Annotated in this window: 16 protein-coding genes; 2 read left to right on the top strand and 14 right to left on the bottom strand. The window is 44.1% G+C overall.

Annotated features, from left to right (window positions below):
- The first annotated feature begins 3 nt into the window (after positions 1-3).
- Positions 4-1,632, top strand: coding sequence for an ABC transporter ATP-binding protein (locus tag ACED53_RS03715; RefSeq protein WP_017101298.1), 1,629 nt, complete (start codon positions 4-6; stop codon positions 1,630-1,632).
- Positions 1,633-1,976: 344 nt separating this feature from the next.
- Here ACED53_RS03715 and ACED53_RS03710 read toward each other — a convergent pair whose 3' ends face one another.
- The 6 genes from ACED53_RS03710 to ACED53_RS03685 all read right to left on the bottom strand — a co-directional run bounded on the left by ACED53_RS03710 (position 1,977) and on the right by ACED53_RS03685 (position 8,712).
- Positions 1,977-2,525: a hypothetical protein gene (locus ACED53_RS03710; protein WP_017100886.1), complete on the bottom strand. Its 549-nt coding sequence runs from the start codon at positions 2,523-2,525 to the stop codon at positions 1,977-1,979.
- Positions 2,518-2,988, bottom strand: a complete 471-nt coding sequence (locus tag ACED53_RS03705) for a hypothetical protein (RefSeq protein WP_017100887.1) — start codon at positions 2,986-2,988, stop codon at positions 2,518-2,520. Before ACED53_RS03705 ends, ACED53_RS03710 begins: the two co-directional genes overlap by 8 nt.
- Positions 2,989-3,473: 485 nt before the next feature.
- On the bottom strand, positions 3,474-4,193 hold the full coding sequence (locus tag ACED53_RS03700) for a hypothetical protein (protein WP_017100888.1): 720 nt from the start codon (positions 4,191-4,193) through the stop codon (positions 3,474-3,476).
- A gap of 163 nt (positions 4,194-4,356) precedes the next feature.
- Entirely contained in the window at positions 4,357-4,497 is a 141-nt protein-coding gene (locus tag ACED53_RS03695; RefSeq protein WP_157939752.1) for a hypothetical protein, read from the bottom strand.
- Positions 4,498-4,527: 30 nt separating this feature from the next.
- Positions 4,528-5,541, bottom strand: a complete 1,014-nt coding sequence (locus tag ACED53_RS03690; protein WP_017100890.1) for a LacI family DNA-binding transcriptional regulator — start codon at positions 5,539-5,541, stop codon at positions 4,528-4,530.
- 96 nt (positions 5,542-5,637) lie between these two features.
- Positions 5,638-8,712, bottom strand: a complete 3,075-nt coding sequence (locus tag ACED53_RS03685) for a GH116 family glycosyl hydrolase (RefSeq protein ID WP_029225478.1) — start codon at positions 8,710-8,712, stop codon at positions 5,638-5,640.
- A 64-nt stretch (positions 8,713-8,776) separates the two neighbouring features.
- Here ACED53_RS03685 and ACED53_RS03680 point away from each other — a divergent pair, with 64 nt between their 5' ends.
- Positions 8,777-9,724, top strand: a complete 948-nt coding sequence (locus tag ACED53_RS03680) for an aldose 1-epimerase (RefSeq protein WP_017100891.1) — start codon at positions 8,777-8,779, stop codon at positions 9,722-9,724.
- Between the two features lie 142 nt (positions 9,725-9,866).
- Here the strand turns inward: ACED53_RS03680 and ACED53_RS03675 are convergent, their stop codons facing one another.
- From ACED53_RS03675 to ACED53_RS03640, 8 genes are all read right to left on the bottom strand, one after another.
- Positions 9,867-12,281, bottom strand: a complete 2,415-nt coding sequence (locus ACED53_RS03675; protein WP_032499230.1) for a GH36-type glycosyl hydrolase domain-containing protein — start codon at positions 12,279-12,281, stop codon at positions 9,867-9,869.
- Between the two features lie 93 nt (positions 12,282-12,374).
- A complete protein-coding gene (locus tag ACED53_RS03670; protein WP_017083014.1) occupies positions 12,375-13,466 on the bottom strand; it encodes an ABC transporter ATP-binding protein in 1,092 nt (363 codons plus the stop codon).
- Positions 13,466-14,815 carry a GH1 family beta-glucosidase gene (locus ACED53_RS03665; protein WP_029225479.1) on the bottom strand — a complete coding sequence of 450 codons (1,350 nt, stop codon included), beginning with the start codon at positions 14,813-14,815 and terminating at the stop codon, positions 13,466-13,468. The genes ACED53_RS03670 and ACED53_RS03665 overlap by 1 nt, the downstream gene beginning before the upstream one ends.
- A 17-nt stretch (positions 14,816-14,832) precedes the next feature.
- Positions 14,833-15,726, bottom strand: a complete 894-nt coding sequence (locus ACED53_RS03660) for a carbohydrate ABC transporter permease (protein WP_017100894.1) — start codon at positions 15,724-15,726, stop codon at positions 14,833-14,835.
- Between the two features lies 1 nt (position 15,727).
- Positions 15,728-16,714, bottom strand: a complete 987-nt coding sequence (locus ACED53_RS03655; RefSeq protein WP_009846152.1) for a carbohydrate ABC transporter permease — start codon at positions 16,712-16,714, stop codon at positions 15,728-15,730.
- A gap of 66 nt (positions 16,715-16,780) precedes the next feature.
- Entirely contained in the window at positions 16,781-18,028 is a 1,248-nt protein-coding gene (locus tag ACED53_RS03650) for an ABC transporter substrate-binding protein (RefSeq protein WP_017083012.1), read from the bottom strand.
- A gap of 18 nt (positions 18,029-18,046) precedes the next feature.
- Positions 18,047-19,054: a LacI family DNA-binding transcriptional regulator gene (locus ACED53_RS03645; protein ID WP_017097774.1), complete on the bottom strand. Its 1,008-nt coding sequence runs from the start codon at positions 19,052-19,054 to the stop codon at positions 18,047-18,049.
- Positions 19,055-19,704: 650 nt separating this feature from the next.
- Complete coding sequence (locus tag ACED53_RS03640; RefSeq protein WP_017100895.1) at positions 19,705-21,045, bottom strand: carbohydrate porin; 1,341 nt, start codon at positions 21,043-21,045, stop codon at positions 19,705-19,707.
- Positions 21,046-21,374: the final 329 nt, after the last annotated feature.

The following is a 21,374-nucleotide window of genomic DNA, read 5'->3' as shown; positions in this document are numbered from 1 at the left end:
ATCATGTCGGACCGGGCCATTCTTAAAGTTAATAATCTCTCCGTTAAATTCATAACCAATGATGGAATCATTGATGCGGTAAAAAAGATTAACTTTACTCTTAATTCTAGTGAAACCTTGGCCATTGTTGGCGAATCGGGTTCAGGTAAATCTGTCTCTTCCAACGCTTTGATGCGTTTGCTTCCTGACAACGCCATTATTGATGCTCAATCGGAAATCGAATTTGAAGGTCAGTCGATACTCAAAAAGACTGAACGAGAGATGCAGTCAATTCGTGGTGACAGGATCGGAATGATCTTTCAAGAACCAATGACCTCTCTCAACCCATACCTGCGCGTGGGCACACAAGTGGCTGAAGCCATTATGTGTCATCGTAATGTATCGAAATCTCAAGCGAAGCAGCGTGTGCTTGAGCTTTTCAACCTTGTACATCTACCAATGCCAGAACAGGCATACAGCAAATACCCACATGAGTTTTCAGGCGGCCAGTTACAACGCATCATGATCGCAATGGCTCTGATCAATGAACCAGATATTCTGATTGCAGACGAACCGACTACGGCTTTAGATGTAACGGTTCAGGCTGAAGTGCTTTCTCTTATCAAAGAAATTCAAAGCAAGATGGGCATGGCGATTTTGTTCATTACCCATGATCTCGGTGTAGTAAAACACTTTGCCGACCGAGTACTCGTGATGTGTAAAGGGGAATTGGTCGAAGAAGGACTCACTCAAGAGCTATTCGAAAATCCTAAGCACGATTACACACGCATGCTGATCAACTCAATTCCGAAAGGCGCTAAGGTTCCTGTAGAAGCATCGGCGCCAGAGCTACTGTGTGCCGATGATATCCGTGTTCAATTCTTAGTGAAATCCCACTTCATTAAGAGTAAGAGTCAATATTTCGAAGCTGTAAAAGGCATCTCATTGACCCTAAAACAAGGTGAAACGTTAGGTATAGTTGGTGAGTCAGGTTCAGGTAAGTCAACGCTAGGACGTGCACTGATCGGCTTACTGCCAAGTACCGGACGTATTGTTTACAAAGGCCAAGATGTGAGTTTGTTAACCGATAAAGAACGTCACAAGCTCAAGAAAGATGTACAGATGGTATTCCAAGACCCTTATGGTTCTTTATCACCACGCATGACCGTTGGGGAAATCATCACTGAAGGTTTAACGGTACATCAACCTCATCTATCCAAGAAAGAAAGATTAGAACGAGCTCGCAAAGCATTGATTGAAGTTCGCTTAGAACCCAATTCAATTAACCGCTATCCACATGAGTTCTCGGGCGGACAAAGACAACGTATTGCGATTGCTCGCGCGTTGATTCTTGAACCATCTTTCATTCTATTGGATGAACCGACTTCAGCACTCGATCGCTCTGTACAACTGACGGTGATTGACCTGCTAAAAGACATTCAAGCCAAGCACAATATCGGCTTCCTATTCATCAGCCACGACCTTTCGGTAGTCAAAGCCTTATCGGATCGTGTATTGGTGATGCAGAAAGGTGAAGTGATGGAAGAAGGGTCTGCAGAAGAGATTTTCAATGCACCGAAAAATGACTACACCAAGAAATTAATCGCAGCGTCATTCGACTTAGAAAATAAATCGAAAAAAAATGCCGCGTAAAGGGAACTAATCAAGATTAACAGCGTCTTATAAGTACATTCTGAATAATCTCCTAATGGATTGAAATCTAGAATGGATATAGCAAAACTGGTTTGGCCGCCAAAAGAAAAATGTCGCATGGATGCGGCATTTTTCGTTTCTGGCGAATATGAAAAATCAACTCAGTGATTCGAGCCAGTGATTATTAAGGTTTGCTCAAGTTGACGAACTTTAAAAAGGGTTAGCTGATAGTCGGGTCACTACAGCAGAGCGCTAACTCGTTTTTGGACAGAAACACGTTAGAATTTAAGTTCTAACGTGCTCTAGATAGATTAGAATAAGTATCTTGAAACCTTAAACGATTGTTACGCAGTTGGTACATCACTAAAGCGAATGATCGCAAACAAATAGCGCCCTTCTTGAGTAGATGCCCAAATCTCCCCGCTTTTACCAAGCGATTTCCTTGCGTATCCATGCTCAGAAAGCCATAAGAGCGATTCTTTGACTTGATTCCGAGAGAGGTTGGTCTCTTTAGATAAGCCTGAAACATAGCGCCATGTATATTCGTGGTTTTGTAATGCGCTCAGGACACTTTTAGTATTTTCAGGCACTAGATCTACGTTGGGCACCTGTGCCTCTGCTTCATCTACTTCTTCAGTTGGTGCTTCTGTTTCTTTTTCCAATATAGCTTCGAATTGATCTACTTTTAGCTGAGCTTCAACTCCACCTGCTTTGAAGCTCTGAAATTTTTCTAGATTTGCAAACACAAGCCCTAAGAAGCCAGCCACAATGGTTAATCCCATTTCCGTAGGTTTACTTTCGTAACCAAAATATAGAGAGGTTATTAACATAACGAATGCTGATACAGCCTGTAAGGCTTTACTCGATTCACTCTTAAATTTATCGTTATACATTTTCTTTCAACGTGCTAGAGAAAAACAGTTTAATGTAAGCTTCTACTTTATCTACTTCTTCATCAAAGTACACAATATCACCACTATCAAGCTCAATTTTTAAACTAGATACATCAAAGTCTTTAGAGAAAGCTGAAGAAAATGCACCTTGATGTCGTTCTGTCTTTGTAACTACAGGTTTATACATTGTAATGCCACGATGCTTACTGCCATTGGCAATATCTTGCATGTAGCTAAGAGCAGGGCAGGAGCTTTTCATGAAATTTTTAAAATCTCGTTCCTTTGGATATGCAGCAATTAATGAAGGATATTCTCGATAGATCCACTCTACTACGTGCCATGAAAAAATTGCACAGATTACCGCAGAGCCAGAAGATAGTGGTTCTTTACGATATTCTCCTGCTAAGCGAGAAAATTCGTGAAATAGATCTTTTGAATTTTTAATATCAAATGAATAGCTCAACTTTACCTCCCAAATGTATAACAGCAATACTAGGCAGAATGATTCTGCAATAAAATACAAAAATTTTCTAGATAGCGTAAATTAATGTGCCAAGTTGCAAGTCATGTATGCGTAACCAGTTAAAGTTTAATGAAAAACTATCACTGTTATCGTATGTATAGAAAATATACTTGGTTGCACGGTGTCCTTCGTTCAGTGAGTTTTAGTGGGTTAGTAAATTTGGTCACATAGTTAGATTAGAAAAAGTAAGTCAGATGAGGCTTTGATGAAGTATGTGTTGAGCCAGTCAAAACAAAGAAGGGGGCAAAAGTGATTTAGCTTACATGCCCCGTATTACTTGAGATGATGAAAAACCAATCAATCTTTATTGTAAATTATCAGAACTAGCTGAACATAAAGGCTGAGAACAAATCCGAATTTTTCGATAAGTAGTGATTGAATTAACTTTGGGGATTAAAAAACGCCCAGTTAAGGGCGTAGTAGAGTCAATCGTAAAGTTCAAAGCCCAGATCATCAATAATTGACAACGTCACCGGTCCCAAGTCATCACCATTAGCCATTAACTCTTTAGGCATTGGCGGAATAGTTCGGCCTTTAGAATCCTTACCGCGTTTGTCGTCAGTCCCATTGATGTAATCGTATAAATGACCGCCGTCGGAAAATGGCAAGCATTCATAATCTCTATTATAAGCTTCATTATAGGCAGTAACTGCTTTGCTGGTTTCCATACAAAAACCTTTACCGGCAATCTCTTTTGAATCGTCTATAAACCCGTCACTTGAAGTTCCAACGCCAAGAATATGCGCAAATTCATGCAAAATAGTTGGCTTATAGCTTTTGGGATCAAAATCAGGCTCATGGAGGTCTGAGCTAATCCAGATAATGCCTAATGAGGGGATATTGTCTTCATACTCTTCTACTGCCGCTAAGCCGTACTCTTCCACATCATCTGACACAATAATTTCAATGTTAATTGTGTGCTGATCTTTTCCATCAACCTTTTTGATTATGCCTAGCCATTTGTTAGCGGCTTCAATGTAGCGTTCTTTGTCATACTTAAAGTCCAAATCAAAGTTAAGGACAAAAGTTAAGTGATCATTTGATATAACTTCTTGGGAATAGTATTCAGGATAAAACTCAGAATCCTGACTGTAACTGACTGACGATAAAAAGGACAAAATGAGAGCTAGAGTTAATTGTTTCATTCGAAAACCTATAATAAAGCCGTCTAGGATGAAGGCTAAGTAGTGACGTTTAACTTGGTTGGATATTACAGTATTTATAGCTCTACAAACGTAAGCACACGTAACACCTCAATATTGGTGCACTACAAACTGATCGACTAGTTCAGAGTTAGGTTTATTTTAATTATCTCACAGCTAAGTTAGCTCGTAATTCAATCCCCATGTTAAACAATGTGAGCGCGTAAATATCAGCAGCGAGAGCGATAGCTTTACTCAGCGGTATTCCTGCACCACGGTTCGCACTGACATCAATACGAATCATCACGGGCGTACCACCTTGAGGCTTGTCTTGAAATTAACGATACAAAGACTTGGTCGACTCTCTGACGATTAAATCAATGGGGGGCAACCTTGCTTCATGCCGCTCGCCAGATAACAAGTTCAAGATCGACTGAGCACACACTTCACCAATCTCTTCAATCGGCTGTCTCAGCGTCGTCAGTGCTGGCGTGAAATACTTAGACGTAGGCAAGTCATCAAAGCCAATCACAGACACATCTTCTGGCACTTTATAACCGTGATCATGCAATGCCTTAATCGCGCCGTAAGCGGTTTGGTCATTGGCCGCAAACAAGGCTGAGAAGTGAATCTTTGACTCTATCAACTCTACCGTTTTCTCGTAGCCAGATTCACTACTGAAATCACCTTGTTTAACAAGTTTTGGCATTACTTTTATGCCCGCCTCTTGAAGTGCCTTCTTATAGCCTTCAAAGCGATTACCTGCATCAGGCTGGCTTGATAAGCCCTTGATGTGAGCAATGTTCACATGCCCTTGTTGCAGTAAATGTAAGGTTGCCATGTAGCCGCCCAACACGTTATCAATGTTGATGGAGCGGACGTTATTCTCAACAAAATCGTAGCCAACCATCACGATAGGAATGTCTTGTGCATACTTGGAAATCTCTTCCTGAGTAATGCTTCCTGTAACGATGATCATGCCATCCACGTTACTTTTTGCGAGATACTCCAACGCGTGCATTTCTAGCTTTTTCTGCCAATGCCCTGTTGCGATCACTAATGAATAGCCTTGAGCGATCAGCGTTTTTTCCATGTCGTTGAGGATACGACTGGTGTAGGGGCTATCAGGGTGTTGCACCAAGACACCAATAGTGAGCGAGCGTCGGTTGGTGTTTTCTTGCATTTGGAAGTTAGGCTTGTAGCCCGTGTCTTTAATGGCTTGCTCAATGTTTTGGCTTTTATCATCCGACACATAAGTGGTTCGATTAAGGAAGCGAGACACGGTGCTCGGAGAAACGCCAGCCAGTCTTGCTACATCGTATACGGTGGTTTTTTTTGTTTTAGTGCGCATCTCGATACCCTAATCAAGTGACATTCGGGGAGCTTTAAGCTCCCCATCAGTTTCAACCTACATACCACTGCTTTCGTTGAAAATCGTGTCATTAAGTTAATACAAGTAGGCGAAGATCATCCCCGGTCTAAAGTAGCGACCAGCCGTGTATTTCAAGCCAGTACTCAGTAGCCATTTGTGCAAGCCAGCCAGCTTTTCTAGCGGGATTTCACCGCTCAACATTTTAACAAAATTATCAGTATCTTTCGTCAAGGTTGGGTTGATACGACCGTCAGACAGCACACAGTTTTGACATTTAAGTACACTTAGCCAGTTTTTCGCATCATTTTGCGACAATTTAAATGCTTCTATAAGATCTTTCTCATTGACAGACACAGAGCAATTGAACCCCTCTGGCGCTGCAAATGGAATTTTCGAATAGTCATAGAGTGCGGTATACACGGTATCCATCAATGTTTCTGCTTGCTGCGATTTACCCGCTAAGTTCAACGCTGTTGCGACACTAAACTGAACACCAATCCACACATCTTGTGCCTGAAATGCTTCATGTGGAGAGCCATCGGCTAACGTCATATTCGCAACACCCAACTCAGGACTGTTGATTTCGAAGTTATGCTTATAAACATAGTCCAATGCGCGTTGGATATTCTGTTGCGGGAAAATACCCTCTAAACCGATGAGCTTTAGATAGCTATCAGCCAACAAAGCATCGCCAAAGCTGTTGTCGGAATCTGGCACTAAATCTAAGTATTCTGGAGTAAAGGCTTGTGGCGCCGTTTCACTCAGCAAACGTTTCTTGGAGGCTCTTTGAGATACCTTACTGATATTAATTGAGGCGTCCGTTTCATTAAGATAGGCATTGAGTGTGCTCTTGTCAGCAATCGCGTCGCCCGTCAAAGTCAGGCCTAATGTTTCCAATTCTTGGTAGCCCGCACCGGTTAAATGCTTGGCTTGAACTGGCGTCACGAAGAAGTGGTAGTAACCCTCTTTGTCATCCCACAAGCTTTGCTCAACTGTTGCTAACGCCTTTTTCGAACGCGTTAAGTAACCGCTAGCTAGATCGCTTTCGCCCATCAATTGTGCAAGTTCACTCGCGGCTTGTAGGCCAGCTACCCAAAGGCTCGCGCAGTAAATAGAGATACCGTGAGACGCAAGGTTATCAAAGGTATCGTCTGTGCCACGGGTTAGCGGTAAATCATCGCCCTCAGCGATCAAGTTCGATAAGAAATCGATACTCTCAGTCACAGCCTGCCAGCACTCTTTAACCACAGAGAGATCTTGGGTGTTTTGATAATGGCGGAACACCATCAAGATGTATTTCGGCGCTAGGTCCTTCCATTCTTTCACGTTGTGCCAACTGTAAGCGTCTGGCTGGATGTCGAATGGGCTGCCCAAGTCGTGGATTACCGCACCTCGAATGGCACGCACGCCTTGGTACTTGTCATCAATCAATTCGGCATTAGGCGTCGCTTCATATTCCCAGTAGCGACGCTGAGTAAAGTCTTCCGCCAAAATGGCTTTCGAGAACTCTTTCATCACACAGCCATCAAGCTCAGGCAACAAATAAAGCAGTGAGAATGAGCCGTAGAAATACACATCCAGAGAGTTAAAGAATGGATAGTCGACACACTCTTTCACCAAGAACTTATCTTCTTTATCCCATACCGTTGATTCGGCTAGGAAGGACAATGAGTTCATTGCCATCGTCGCATAACGCAATGCCGATTCTGGCTGCGATATCTTGCTTTGAGCTTGTTCGAGGAAAGCTGTTTGTTGTTCGACGATCTGCTGCTCAATGATTTCGAGCTTAGGCAACATGTCTTCTAACATAGGTAATGCAGGCTTTACTTGCGGGTAGAATTGCGTGTAAGCCTTATCTGAGTGCCAACCATTAAGCATGACTTTGCTGTGAGCCATCACCTGTGCAAAACGCAGGTCAACAGACTCGCCAGGTTCCAATTCAACCTGAACCACCACCAATGCGCTCAATGCTTCACGCCCCGTGTAAATTCCTGTTTGGAATTCCGCGTTGGTACGGCCTGTTTTCAGTGCGAACTCTGTTTGCTGAGCTGTCTTAGAGGTATAAAGCGTTGGTTTGACAGAAATCGAAACCTTACCAGATTCAGTCAAATGGCTATCCGCTTGAACACCAAACACCACCTCGCCTTCAATATCGCTCTGATAAGGCGATTGGCTAGACAGCTGAACACCCGTAAAACTGTGACTTTCGCCTTTTAAGTTAACCACTTCATGCTGCTGAGCGATAGGATTTTGAGATAAGGTACAAGCCGAATCTTGAATGCCATCGCGACCTTTTTGATAGGTTGAACCAATCAAGTTTTGTAGCGGTTGAGCAAGCGTAATCACGCGAGTTTGCGCTGAATTATTGGTTAATTCGAAGTGATTCCAGTGCATCGGTAATGAACAAAGGCGTTTGTTCTCTTTAACGATCGGAGATACTACCTTACGCTTTATATTAATATCTTCGAAGCTATTGTATTTATATTCAGCCAATGGATACAAAGCTTGATATTCTATATCTCTGCCATTAACGCTATCTATATGATTACTATTACCCGCGGTAAGTGATAATAACTTCGTTGTATCATTTGTTAATAAACCATTAAAGAAATCTAAGGCAACATATAATTGACAAATTGTTGAAGCCGAATCTTCTTCAATCAACAATTGAGTCTTATTTGAAAATTCAACGTTCCACTTTGTAAAGTTAGCTTTATTTTCTTGGTAGAAGCGACCATTTTTTAATGCTGCTCGAATCAGGTTAATCGCATTTGATATGTTTTTGCTTTCGATCTTCTTGCCATCGAACAAGGCAGGATAAAAGTTTAGGTGAACGCTCAGCTCTTGCTCATCACTGACTTGCAGCGTATCGATGGTCGGCACATTCATCACCGACGCATAAAAATCATTAAAATTAATAACTTGCTCTGAACAATCAACAAATACTCCCGGAATAAAGCTGAAATTTGGTGTTTTGCCGTTTGGCGTCAGTGTAAATGTATTACCAATTCCGCCCACCGCCATACCGGTATTTTCTGGTGTGGTAGAAATTGGCGTGTACCAAGGTTGAATAAATTCAACTGCATCACCTTTTTTACATAAGTGTTCCGAATTTCCTGAGTAGCTCGTATATGGAATTTTATTATTCATTTTAAAACCGCCATTGAATATTTTTTTCTTCTTGTTAATATCTTTTTAAAATGGAGACATCAACATGTTTAAAATTATAAATGAAAAATTTGGAAATATTGACTCTGTCACATTAATAAACCACCAACATGGTATAGAACTTCAAATAATCAATGGATTTGGTGCTGTTATTAATAAATATACCGTAAATAACAGTCCATTCTCTTTTATTTGTGGTTATCAGAATTATGATGAACTGATCAACCAACATCCGTTCTTTTCCCGCAGTGCTAAATTATTCCCTTTTCCAAACCGTTTAAACTTAGGTCGTTACAGTTTCGATAACCAAAACCATCAACTCCCAGCTAACTTTCCATGGTCTGATCACGCCGTACACGGCCTGCTCTACAACCAACCTTTTTCAATCACAAACAGCGTAGCCACTGAAGAATCCGCCAGTGTGACGTTGCAATATCAAACGTCATCTTTGCATCCTGCTTTCCCGTTTGCGTTCAACCTTGAAGTCACCTTCACTATCGATATCACGGGTAAACTCACTTCCTCAACGACCGTCTCTAATCTTGGTGATTCTGCATTCCCATTCGGTGATGCTTGGCACCCTTATTTCTCACTCGGCACTGCGCTAGCACAATGTGGACTCGCTATGTCGCCTTGCTCTGAGGTCATCCACGAAAACGACCTACCCAATGGTGAAAAACTGGCTTTTGACTGTTTGTCTTTGGGTGATTCACTCGCCAATCAAAGCTTAAATCACTGCTTTGAATTTGATTCCAAGACAACCAATCAACTTGCGTTTACGCGCTCAGATTCGTCTGCCGCAATTCGCTACCAACAAGATGAAAGCTACCCATTCGTTCAGCTGTACACGCCGACGAGCGAGCAAAGTATTGCAATAGAACCAATGACTTGCCCAGCCGACGCATTCAATAACCAGATTGGCTTATTGACGCTTAGCCCGAACCAATCTCAAACCTTTACTTGGCAATGCCAAGCCACCTATCAGCCAACATAAAGAAAGCAAAGTAAAGCAACTGCTGTATGCGAAATCAGCCCCCAGAGAACGCATTGCTAACGAAACAACTGCAACGAAAGAACCAAACTAGAAAACCAAACGAAAGAAGCAATAAAGGGCGCATAAAGCGCCCTTCTCTTTGTTAACCTAAAACCACTTCTATCGAGTGCTCACCCGATGTAAATACCGGTGCTTTGTTGCCTGAAATTAGGTCACCGTTGACCTTCATTTCAACCACTCCCTTACACACGTTATTTGGGTTGGTAACATGGATGTTGTAGGTTGCACCACGGAATTGACGACGGACTTTGAATTCAGGCCACTCAGCAGGAATACATGGGTCCACCAGCAAGCCATCCACTTCCGGTCGAACACCTAGAATCCATTGCGTACCTGCAACGTATGTCCAAGATGAAGTACCAGAAAGCCATGCATTTCGGCCTAAACCAAATTGCTTATGTTCGTCACCCAAAATGTTTTGTGGGTAGCAGTAAGGCTCAGATTCAAAGGTATCAATGTCATCGTTCTTAGAAGCCGGGTTGATTTGACGGTAGTACTCGTAAGCACGTTCGCCATTGCCCATTTTCGCTTCTGCGATCATCACCCAAGGGTTGGAATGCAGGAATATACCGCCGTTCTCTTTCGCACCTGGTGGGTACGTCGATACGCCACCTAGCTGAGGATCAAAGCCGTTGTAACCCGGAGTTGAAAGCTTAATGCCATTGGTAGTGTTCAGTTTGTTGTAAACCGAATCTAGCGCTTGCGTTGCACGTTCTTGAGTCGCGAAGCCAGAAATTACAGGCCAACTTTGACCGTTGGTGTAGATCTGCCCTTGCTCGTTTTTATGAGAGCCGATTGGTAAACCTTGCTCATCAAAGTAACGAACAAACCACTCACCATCCCAACCGCACTCATTCACCGTACTCTGCATCTGTTGATACTGATCTTTAAACTTAGCTGTCAGTTGCACTTCGCCACGCAGCTCACACAAGTCCAACATGTCGAGTAGTGCTTTGCCGTACATGTTCGCCACCATCATCGACTCAGCACCCGTTGGCAGGTTTACCGTGTCATTCCAGTCAGCAAAACCTAATAACGGTAGGCCGTGCTCACCAGTATTGGTGTAGGTAAATTCAATCGCGCGGCACAGGTGGTTCCAAACCGTTCCCGTTTCAACTGGGTTGCCCGCTTTGTCTTTTTGATAGAACGGGATCTCTTTGTTCAAGAAGTCTGCATTGCCCGTTTCTTTCACATATTGCGTCACCGCGTAGATGATCCACAGGTGATCATCACCGTAGTAATCAGGGCGATCTTCCTCTTCACGTGAGTCACCCGCGTTCGCTTCCATCGTTGATGGGAAGAACTGATGCATCGCAGAACCATTGGTGTTCTGAACAGACAACAGACGCTCAATGAACTCACGCGCCTCTTCCGGCATGTGGGTAATTACGCCCAATGTATCTTGCGAAGAATCACGGAAACCGATGCCACGCGCGCCATAGCCAAGCTGATACAGAGACAAGTAACGAGACCAGTTTTTGGTTGTGTGACACTGACGTGGGTTATGTACATTTAGCATTGAGTTCATCGCAGGATCTGGCGTTTCAACCTGAACCGCTTGTAGGTAACCATCCCAATGTTCAGCCAGTTCAGCGAAAGCCGAATCGACAACTTGATGGTCACGATATTTAGCCAATAAAGGCAGCGCCGCTTCAACACTCTCTTCTTGTGCGATTTGTACAATTGTACGTTCTGTCTGCTCTGGAGATAACCAACCTAGACGTAGGTTAAGCGCACCAATATTGTCGCCACGCAAACACTCGGTGTTGCCTAGTTCATCATTGTTTAGTGCTTCTGGCGCTGCCCATGTACCGTAACCCAAATTACCTAGGAACGATTGGCAGTCACCATCAAAAGACGTCGCAGGGCGATCCGCTGTCATCAGGTTCACCGCGTAGTCACGCTTCATAAAGGCATACTGCTCAAGCACGGTATGACCCGATTCTTGCTGATGCGCTTTAAGCGTCATGGTTTGTGGCACCCAGTCCGCATTGAGTAGCTGTTTAAGCGCATCGAAGTGTGTAAATTCGTACACAGGCACCACATCAACGTGCAGTTCTTTGTCTGAAATGTTGGTCACTTTGATGTCTTGTAGCAGTACTTGGTCAGCTTTTGGTACAAAGAACGTCGCTTCACAACGCACACCAAAGGCTTCTGCAATGATGGTGGTGTATGACAAACCGGTGTGGTTTTCAAACTTATCGAGCGGCTTCAGAGTGGGTGTGTAGAACGGTGAGAATACTTCTACATTACCCGCTTCGTCACGCACCTTGAGGTACATTGTCGAACCTTTGAAATCTGAGTTTGGCAGTTGAGCAATGTACTTGGTGATACGGTTGAGTGCAGGATCGCCTTTACACAACAACACGCCGCCGTTGCTATCTACAATGCCACCGAAATCTAATGTGCCCACATAGTTACACCATTTGATCGGCGTGCACGGTGTGGTTGCTACGTATTCTTTGTTTTTATCGTCAAAATATCCGAATTTCATCATCACTATCCCTAGCCCCTCCCAAATCAGGAGGAGCCAAAACAATTTGTCGTAAGTTGGTTGGTGTCAGCTCAATGACTGATTTAAATTGATTGGCTAGCTCGCTAGAGAGTTCTCACTCAGAGCATCGAACAAGTGGAAAGCATCCAAATCCAAGTAAAGCGTCAGATCTTTTACATCCACTTCAGCCGCTTGGGTTTCAACCATCAGCGGTTGACCGCCAATTTCTGTTTTCAGAAGAATGCTTGCGCCCAGTAATTCCTTGTCTTTGATTCTCACAGGGAATGGCAGCACGCGGTCATGGTCAACTTGCTCGGCACGTAGGTGAATGTCCGTTGGACGAACACCAAAATGCAGCGCTAGGTTCTTAGACGCCAGAGACTTAAAACGCTCAGGCAGTGGGATATGAACATCACCAATTTCAACGAAGTACTCGCCTTCTTTTTCAATCAGTTTTGCTTCCAACATGTTCATTGACGGGTTACCAATGAATTGCGCGACAAACTTGTTTGCAGGACGCTGGAACACCTCGGTTGGTGTACCAACTTGAGCAACATAGCCGTCTTTCAGGATCACGATGCGATCTGCCAGTGTCATCGCTTCGATCTGATCGTGGGTTACGTAGATCGTGGTGGTTTTTAGTTCACGGTGTAGATGTTTGATCTCTTCACGCATCACGCCACGAAGTTTTGCATCTAGGTTAGATAGCGGCTCATCAAACAAGAAAACCTTAGGCGTACGAACCATCGCACGGCCCATTGCCACACGCTGACGTTGACCACCAGAAAGCTCTTTCGGCTTACGATTCAGTAGTGGGTCAAGCTCCAGCATTTTCGCCGCTTTTAGCACTTCTACGTCGATTTCAGCTTTTGGCATGCCTTTCAGTTTCAGAGCAAACGCGATGTTCTCGTAAACCGTCATGTGCGGGTACAGAGCGTAACTTTGGAATACCATCGCCAAGTCACGGTCTTTCGCGTCGACTTTATTCATCAACTTGCCGCCAACGACGATGTCACCAGAACTGATGCTTTCAAGGCCAGCTAGCATGCGTAGCGTTGTCGATTTACCACAGCCAGATGGGCCAAGGAAAACCACGAACTCACCGTCTTCAACCGTAAAATCAAACTCTTTGACGACTTCAACATCACCGAATGATTTTTTGATGTTCTTAAATTCTACTTTAGCCATTATCTGTTCTCCTCAGCACGCTCTAGCAGCATATTTCGGTACGCAATTGCGCTCTGTTTCAATGTTCTTTCTTGGGTGGTGTAGTCAACATGGACAATGCCAAAACGCTGGCAGTAGCCGAATGCCCACTCAAAGTTATCCATCAGACTCCAAGCGAAGTAACCGTCGACTTTCACACCCGCTTCAACCGCGTTGTGAACCGCTTCGATGTGACCTTGGAAATAACGAACACGTTGGTCATCCATCACTTGTCCGTTAACACGCTCGTCGTTGCCTGCAGCACCGTTCTCTGTGATGTAGATAGGCGGCATGTTTTCGTAGCGAGCATCCAGTCTTACCAATAAATCGGTTAAACCTTGTGGGTTAATTTCCCAGCCGATGTAAGTGTGTTCTGCGTCAGTCTGTTTTACTGATTCAATGTCGCCATTCTCATTGAAGCGAGCGACATTGCGTGTGTAGTAGTTGATACCGATGTAATCAACCGGTGCGCTGATGATGTCTAAGTCACCTTCAAGGATCATCGGCATGTTCATCGCTTGGCGCTCAACCACTAACTGCGGGTACTCGCCTTTCAATACTGGGTCGATGAACCAGTGGTAGTTCTCGGCTTCGCAGTAATCTGCTGCCGCTTGGTCTTGTGGCGTCAGCGGGTAAGCTGGCGTCGCGTTGAATACCACGCCATGCTTAGCATGAGGCGCATTGTTACGAAGGATCGGCATTGCCAAACCGTGTGCCAGCATTAGGTGGTGAGATGCTAGGTAGCCTTCTTTCTCACCCTTGATACCTGGCGCGTGTTCGCCCCAACGGTAGCCTAGGAATGCAGACACAAACGGTTCATTGAGCGTGGTGTACACGTCAATGTTATCGCCAAAGTACTTACTCACCACTTCTGCGTATTCTGCGAATTTGTAAGACGTTTCACGGTTTAGCCAACCGCCTTTATCTTCAAGGTATTGCGGAAGATCCCAGTGGTACAAAGTCACATACACTTTCATGCCACGAGCATGACACTCGTCGATGATCTGACCGTAAAACTCCAGGCCTTGTTGATTCACCACACCGTCTTGCGGCAGGATGCGCGGCCATGCAATAGAGAGACGGTAAGCATCAACGCCTAAGCCTTGAATCATCTCGATATCTTGTTTCCATAAGTGGTAGTGGTCACACGCCACATCACCATTGTCGCCGTTATCGACCTTGCCCGGCGTCTTGCAGAAAGTGTCCCAGATTGACGGTGTACGACCGCCCTCTTCAACGCCGCCTTCAATTTGGTATGAAGATGTCGCGACACCGAATACAAATTCCTTACTGCGTAACTTTGAATCACTTGGAAGTTGATATTTATTCATTGTTATAACCCTTAAACCTAACCTTTGACTGCGCCGGACGTTAAACCACTGATCATCTGTTTCGATGCGAACAGGTAAGTAATCACGAGCGGTAAAATAGAAATTGTTGTACCTAGCATTACCGCGCCCCATGGCGTATTCGGAATACCTTGAACACTTCGAAGTGCTTGCGTAATAACATAGTTATCTGGGTTGTTTAGCACCACGAGAGGCTGCATAAACATGTTCCAGAAGAAAACGAACTGAACGATAGCCAGTGTTGCTAAGGCAGGCTTCATCAGTGGCAATACCACACTCCAGTACGTTCTGAACTCACCTGCACCATCCAATTTCGCAGCTTCAAGTAGCTCTTTTGGAATCGATGCAATCACGTGCTGACGCATCAAGAAGATACCAAATGGTGTGGTGGTGAACGGTAGCCATACCGCCATGTGGTTATCCAACAAGCCTAAAAATTTCACGATCATGAAGTAAGGGATCAAGCTAAGCACAGGCGGAATCGCCATTGAGCCAACCAACATGCCGAACAACACGTTCTTACCGCGAAACTTAAACACAGCAAACGCGTAGCCACCCATGCTACAAAACAGCAGCGAGATGGTGGTACCTAAGAAAGCCACGTAAATCGAGTTAAACATCGCTTTCCAAAACGGCATGATTTCAAGCAACTTGGCGTAGTTAATCGCCAGGCTATCGCCAATCGCAAAGCTAATGCCCGTGCCGAAAATTTCAGAACGGTCACGCGTTGATAGCAGTGCCGACCATACAAATGGAAAGACTGTAATCAGCGCTGAAACAACCAGTAAGATGCCTAGCATGACCATCAAGATCTTAGTCAGAATGAACATGCTGCGTTCGCTTGGTTTCAGTCCACTTAGTGGTGAGGTATTTGTCTTAATTGATGTCGACATCTTAATGTTCCCCTAAGCCTTTCTTACCGAAGAGTAAAAATTGAACCAATGTACAAGTCGCGATGAGTGCAAACAGTAACCACGAGATAGCAGATGCTGTGCCCATTTCTAGCCATTCCCAACCCACTTTGTAGAGGTACATCGAGATAGTTAAACCAGATTGGCCAGTACCGCCTGTACCACGTGTTAATACGAACGGTTCTTCAAACATTTGCAGGTTACCGATGATGGTCATCGTGATAGCAAAGAAGATGAATGGACGAATCATTGGTAGTGAAATGTTCCAGAAGCGGCGGAAGGCATTGGCACCATCCATACGTGCAGCTTCTAAGATGTCTTTAGGAATCGTCATTAAACCTGTGGTGTAAAGGACGATGTTAAAACCGGTGTATTTCCAGAAAACCATGATTGCGATAGACGGCTTCACCATAGTGGCATCGTCTAACCAACGGATGGGTTGAAAATCGTTAACCCAAGCGAATGCCCAACCAAACAGCGTGCTATCGGCTAGTGCCATTAGCGTTTGGTTAATAATTCCTGAGTTAGGAGAGTACATATTGAAGAAAATCAGTGACGCTGCGACCGTTGATGTAATGAACGGTAGAAAATACGCCGATGTTAGCCAGTGACGCATACGGTCACCCATTGAAACCAACATGTAAGCCACTGGAATAGCGACTAAGTGCTGAGCCACGCCTGAAGTGATCGCTAGCCAAAGCGTGTTCTTCAATGAACGCCATAGCCATGGGTCCGTTAAAGCAATGTGATAGTTCTCAAAACCAACGAACTCCATCGCATCCATGCCTCTTACCGGGTTCCACTCGTGGAACGACAGGTAAACAGAGAACAACAGCGGGAAGATCCCAAATACAGAAAAAATGATCAGAAACGGCAGAAGAAATCCATACGGTGTAAGCGCTTTCAAATTTAGACGAGAAAAAAGGCTTTTGTCCGCAGGTTCTATCGTTGTGCTCGCTGTATGATTCATAGTAACGACCTCTTAAAAAGGAAGCGCGTTATCCACGCTTCCTCACTTACTTAAAGTAAAAACAAATTAAAGATTACGCGTGCGACGCTTGATTAGACGCTCTGCCTCTTTAAGCGCAGTCTTGATGTCCTTACCTTCATCAAGTACTTCCATCAATGCGTTCTCTAAGATAATAGAACGTGCAACGTGGTCGCCTTGTGCTGGAGAGACCGGTTTGATGTTTTGCGCCACTTCAGCAAAAAGAAGACGGGCTTTTTGTCCACCGAGGAACTCCATCTCTTCTTGGAAAAGCTCATCGTCATACGTGGTGATGTTCGCAGGGAAAGCGGCAATCGTTTCGAAGTGCTTAAGCTGTACTTCACGGTCAGTCGTCATGTATTCAATAAGCGCCCAAGCTTCATCTGGATTGTCTGATTGAGTTGGAATTGAAAGGAATGAACCGCCCCAGCTGCCGTAGATACCATCAGGTAGGTTTTCTACTGCCCACTTACCTTTAGTTTCAGGAGCAATCCAGTTGTTTAGGTGACCAAGAAGCCAAGCGCCAGAAAGTTGAGTTGCAAATGTGCCGTTGCGGAAGCCTTCGTACCATTCGTTAGACCAAGCTAGAATGCGGCCGTCTAAGCCTTTGTCGCGAATTTCTTTTGCTACTTCAAAAGCGTGAACAAAACGCTCTGATGTCACCACTGGGTTGCCATCTTTATCGAAGTACAGACCTTCACCTTCAGGAACGGTCGTGAAGATAATCGCTTGTGCCACGTCGGCTGCCGAAGCGATAAGTTGTACGTTTTGCTCTTTCAGTTTTTCACCAGCAGCAATGTATGAATCCCAATCTTTGATTGCTTCTTCTACATCAATGCCTGCTTTTTCGAATACGTCGGTACGGTAGTACATAACACCTGGACCTAAGTCGACAGGAATGCCGTACATGTCGCCGTCAGCGCCTTTACCTTGTGCCCATGCGTAAGGTGCGAATCGTTCTTCGTATTTATCTGCACCGTAGTTTTCAGACAGGTTAACTAGGCCGCCAGATCCAACAAATGGACCAATTTTCTCAACGTCGACAACAATCACATCACCGGCACCAGAACCCGTTGCAAGGTTCGTTGTGAGTTTCGTGTGGTGGTCACCGTGGTTGTTCATAAGGTAATCAACTTTGATACCCGTTTCCTTTTCGAAATCAGGCAGTAATACCTTCAGGCTGCTATCGAAATCAGGGAAACCGTCGAAACGAATTTCTTTGTCTGCTGCATTTGCAGCTGTTGTACCTAATCCTAAAGCAACCGCGCATGAAAGCGCTAAGGTCTTAAATTTCATGTTCTATCCTTAATATTTTTATAGGGTAACTGGTAAATCCGATACCGAGTTTCTAGTGACCAACGTCGGCAGCAATTTAAAGTTCACGTCATGTTTTATTTTTTTTAGCTTCTGTAGAGTGAGCTGTACTGCTTCAACGCTCATCTCTTCAATAGGGAAATTAATGGTGGTCAAACTAGGGGTAAGATAGCGCGCGAAGATGGTGTTATCGAAGCCCACCAGTGATACATCTTTCGGAACAGACAGCCCCTCTTGATGCAGCACCTCAAAGGCACCGAATGCCATGTGATCATTCGAAGCAAATACTGCTGTGAAATGACACTTACGATTCATCAGCTTTTTCATAGCGCTGATGCCCGTCTCTTCAGTAAAGCCCGCTTCCGAGACTAATGCTTCATCGTATGGCACACCCGCTTCTTCCAAGGCCTTTCGATACCCCTGCAAACGCCCCCTAGCATCTGCTTTATCTAAAGGCCCGGTAATACACGCGATATCTGTATGTCCCTTTTGCAAAAGATATTGAGTAGCGAGTAGCCCCCCGACTTCGTTATCAATATCAATGCAACTCATCGCCATTTCTGGGATGAAGCGGTTAATTAAAACCACAGGGGTCCCCTGTTCTTCCAATTCAATTAAATAATCATCGCTGAGCAGTTGAGTATGAAGAATCAAAGCATCAACACGACGCCCCAACAGAAACTCCACCGACTCTCGCTGCCCTTGCTCGGTGTTCGAACCCGCTGTAACCACAGCGTGGTAACCAAAGCGGCGTAGGTTTTCTTCTATGCAATGCAAAATGCCTGAATAGAAAGAACCGCCAAGTTCTGGAACAACAACGCCCACACTACCGGTACGACTTGACGCCAAAGCTTGAGCGATAGAGTTCGGGCGATAACCCAATTCTTTGATCGCTTTTTCAACCTTTAATTTCTTGTCATGACTGACTCTGCTAGTGCCATTAATAACCCTAGACACTGTCGCCTGAGACACACCTGCATGTTCTGATACGTGTTTAATTGTCGCCACTCGAACCTCGATACTTCATTAGCTTGTAACCGCTTACAAAACGATTATTAAGAAATTACGTTTTAGTTGAAGTGAGTGTCATCACACTAAAGTTGGAGGTAAAAAGGCCAGTTGTGGAAATCATGAAAGCGCTTACAGATTCACTTCACGCCATGAAACTATTTCATGAAATCATGAATCCATAGTTAGTCAGTTTTGTTAAAAGTTATAGTTCAGTGAAGGGGTTTCAACATAACTATCGGCGTATCCAATACAATTGATGTCTAGTATTCCTCCTATCTAGCCTATTGATATGCAAGGGCTACGATGCGACTTAGCCATTACAATTAACAAGGGTAAATCAACGTGTGCGAGATAAATTAAAATAATATGAAACGGGGTATTGAAGACGGTATGGAGAATAAGTGAAGAGGCCATACCAAATGATAGAACAGGTATTCAAGACGAAAAAAAGGGCACATAAAATGTGCCCAAGAATGGAGTTATTTAACGTGCCCTAATCAATCTGCCTTTAGGGCTAAATGGACAGTATTACTTACTCTTTAAAAGCATAGGTATTTCAACGTATACTCTTAATAAGCATGGATATTTTAAAGCATCGCTCTTTGAAAATATGCCTAGTTCAAAGAGCTACTCTTTCTAGCTTGTGATTACCACCAAGCTTCAAACATTGCGCCGAACGACAATGTATCAACATTGGTTGTGTTCACAGTGTTGCCTTTAGTTTCGACATCACCCACGGTTGTGTAAAAGCGAAGCATTGGACGACTCCAAGGTAAGCCACCGAGAGAAACGTTTTGAGATAAAGTTACCTTCCACGCGTTTTCTTCGCCGTCGTCATCGTAATCAACCATGCCGTAACCAGCTTCTAACCATGTAGAATGAACGTCATCCCATTGGTACTGTGGACGAACGATACCCGCATACTCAGTGTTATCGCGAGCTAAGTCTGCACCAGAGTTATCTTTATACGACACTAGGTAATCAATGATGAATTTATCCGATGCTGCGTAGTTACCTTCAATGCTTGCGTAAAAAGTTTTATAGTCGCCTTTCAACTCAAATACCGATGAATCTGCACCATCACCATACTTAACGACTAACTTGTTGGAATCTCCTAAACCAAGAGTTGCACCTACTAGGTATGCCGTTTCATCGCTCACTTTAGTACCAGCTGTTACCACTTTTTTCGTTTGACCTGTTTTTTGGTCGATCACATATTTAGTTGAACTCGCTGTATCCGCTTCATCTGAAGCAAAACCGTAGTTCGCATACAAGTCCAGTTGACCGATACCCGCGTTAATTGAATGAAGTTTAGAAGTAATTGCGTATCGACCATTGTCATTTACGAGGCCGCCTTTCACTTGACCGACAAAGCCCATATCTAGCTTAGCGCCACCGAAATCTAGGTTGTTAAAACCAGCGCCTTGACCATCGTGTGTCATCCAGAAGTAATCATTCAAACCTTGTTGCGGACGTTGGTGGAAGTCGCGACCAGCCCACATGTAAAGTTCTGGTTGGCTTTCAAATACATTAGTTACACCAGCGTACATTTTTTTCATGCTCAAGCCGCCGTCATCAGCCCAAGCGTCAGCTTCCCAGTGGTCAGCCATGAATACGACGTCCCAAATCGCACCATTGTCAGCTTCGAAAAGCTTAGCTAGCTGAACCTCACCACCATTAGCTTCGTTACCCAAACGACCGACAGAACGACCTGTTGTACCGATGTCTACGTAACGCTCATCACCGCTCTTGTAGTGAGCGCCGTAACGAGCATAACCAGAGAAGACGATGCCATCTGGCACCTTAGTTTCTGCAGTTAAAACCGCGGGTTGTTGATCGTTAACATAATTAATATCAACAACCTTAGATTCTAACTCTTGAATTCGTTTTTCTAGTGCTTCGATATTAGTATCAGCAGCAAAAGAAGAGAGTGAAGCAAGCGAAGCCGCCACTGCGACCGTTATTGGCAAAAGCTTAAATTTTTGCATTGTAATTCCCTATTATTTTTTTGAGTTTTCATCGAACAGGGAAATATTAAGCAATGAAAGCGTTGAAAAGTTAGTTGCTGTTCACACTGATAAACCCGCCTAAATACCATGAAACTTTTAGAGTTATCACCAGATATGGTTATTTATTTATAATCAGATAGAGAGACGTAAAAACCCGTAATAATACAGCTTGAAATCGCTTTCATTTCATCAGTAATGGCGGGGTCTATCACGGAAAAGAGTGTGGTGGAGCGAGGAAAATATGGTGAAATTTTGATTGATTTTCGTAAATATGAAAAGCCTCAAAATCTAAGGCCGATTTTGAGGCT

Source organism: Vibrio sp. 1F169, assembly GCF_041439605.1.
GTDB classification, from domain to species: domain Bacteria; phylum Pseudomonadota; class Gammaproteobacteria; order Enterobacterales; family Vibrionaceae; genus Vibrio; species Vibrio tasmaniensis_A.
Note: the sequence above shows the minus strand (reverse complement) of the source record. Positions and strands in the feature narration are given on the sequence as shown.

What these genes read in the sequence shown, in the direction of transcription:
- ACED53_RS03650 (WP_017083012.1), bottom strand. Translation starts at nt 18,028, where the DNA reads ATGAAATTTAAGACCTTAGCGCTTTCATGCGCGGTTGCTTTAGGATTA.
- ACED53_RS03675 (WP_032499230.1), bottom strand. Translation starts at nt 12,281, where the DNA reads ATGATGAAATTCGGATATTTTGACGATAAAAACAAAGAATACGTAGCA.
- ACED53_RS03690 (WP_017100890.1), bottom strand. Translation starts at nt 5,541, where the DNA reads ATGCGCACTAAAACAAAAAAAACCACCGTATACGATGTAGCAAGACTG.
- ACED53_RS03710 (WP_017100886.1), bottom strand. Translation starts at nt 2,525, where the DNA reads ATGTATAACGATAAATTTAAGAGTGAATCGAGTAAAGCCTTACAGGCT.
- ACED53_RS03640 (WP_017100895.1), bottom strand. Translation starts at nt 21,045, where the DNA reads ATGCAAAAATTTAAGCTTTTGCCAATAACGGTCGCAGTGGCGGCTTCG.
- ACED53_RS03700 (WP_017100888.1), bottom strand. Translation starts at nt 4,193, where the DNA reads ATGAAACAATTAACTCTAGCTCTCATTTTGTCCTTTTTATCGTCAGTC.
- ACED53_RS03670 (WP_017083014.1), bottom strand. Translation starts at nt 13,466, where the DNA reads ATGGCTAAAGTAGAATTTAAGAACATCAAAAAATCATTCGGTGATGTT.
- ACED53_RS03660 (WP_017100894.1), bottom strand. Translation starts at nt 15,726, where the DNA reads ATGTCGACATCAATTAAGACAAATACCTCACCACTAAGTGGACTGAAA.
- ACED53_RS03685 (WP_029225478.1), bottom strand. Translation starts at nt 8,712, where the DNA reads ATGAATAATAAAATTCCATATACGAGCTACTCAGGAAATTCGGAACAC.
- ACED53_RS03665 (WP_029225479.1), bottom strand. Translation starts at nt 14,815, where the DNA reads ATGAATAAATATCAACTTCCAAGTGATTCAAAGTTACGCAGTAAGGAA.
- ACED53_RS03655 (WP_009846152.1), bottom strand. Translation starts at nt 16,714, where the DNA reads ATGAATCATACAGCGAGCACAACGATAGAACCTGCGGACAAAAGCCTT.
- ACED53_RS03715 (WP_017101298.1), top strand. Translation starts at nt 4, where the DNA reads ATGTCGGACCGGGCCATTCTTAAAGTTAATAATCTCTCCGTTAAATTC.
- ACED53_RS03680 (WP_017100891.1), top strand. Translation starts at nt 8,777, where the DNA reads ATGTTTAAAATTATAAATGAAAAATTTGGAAATATTGACTCTGTCACA.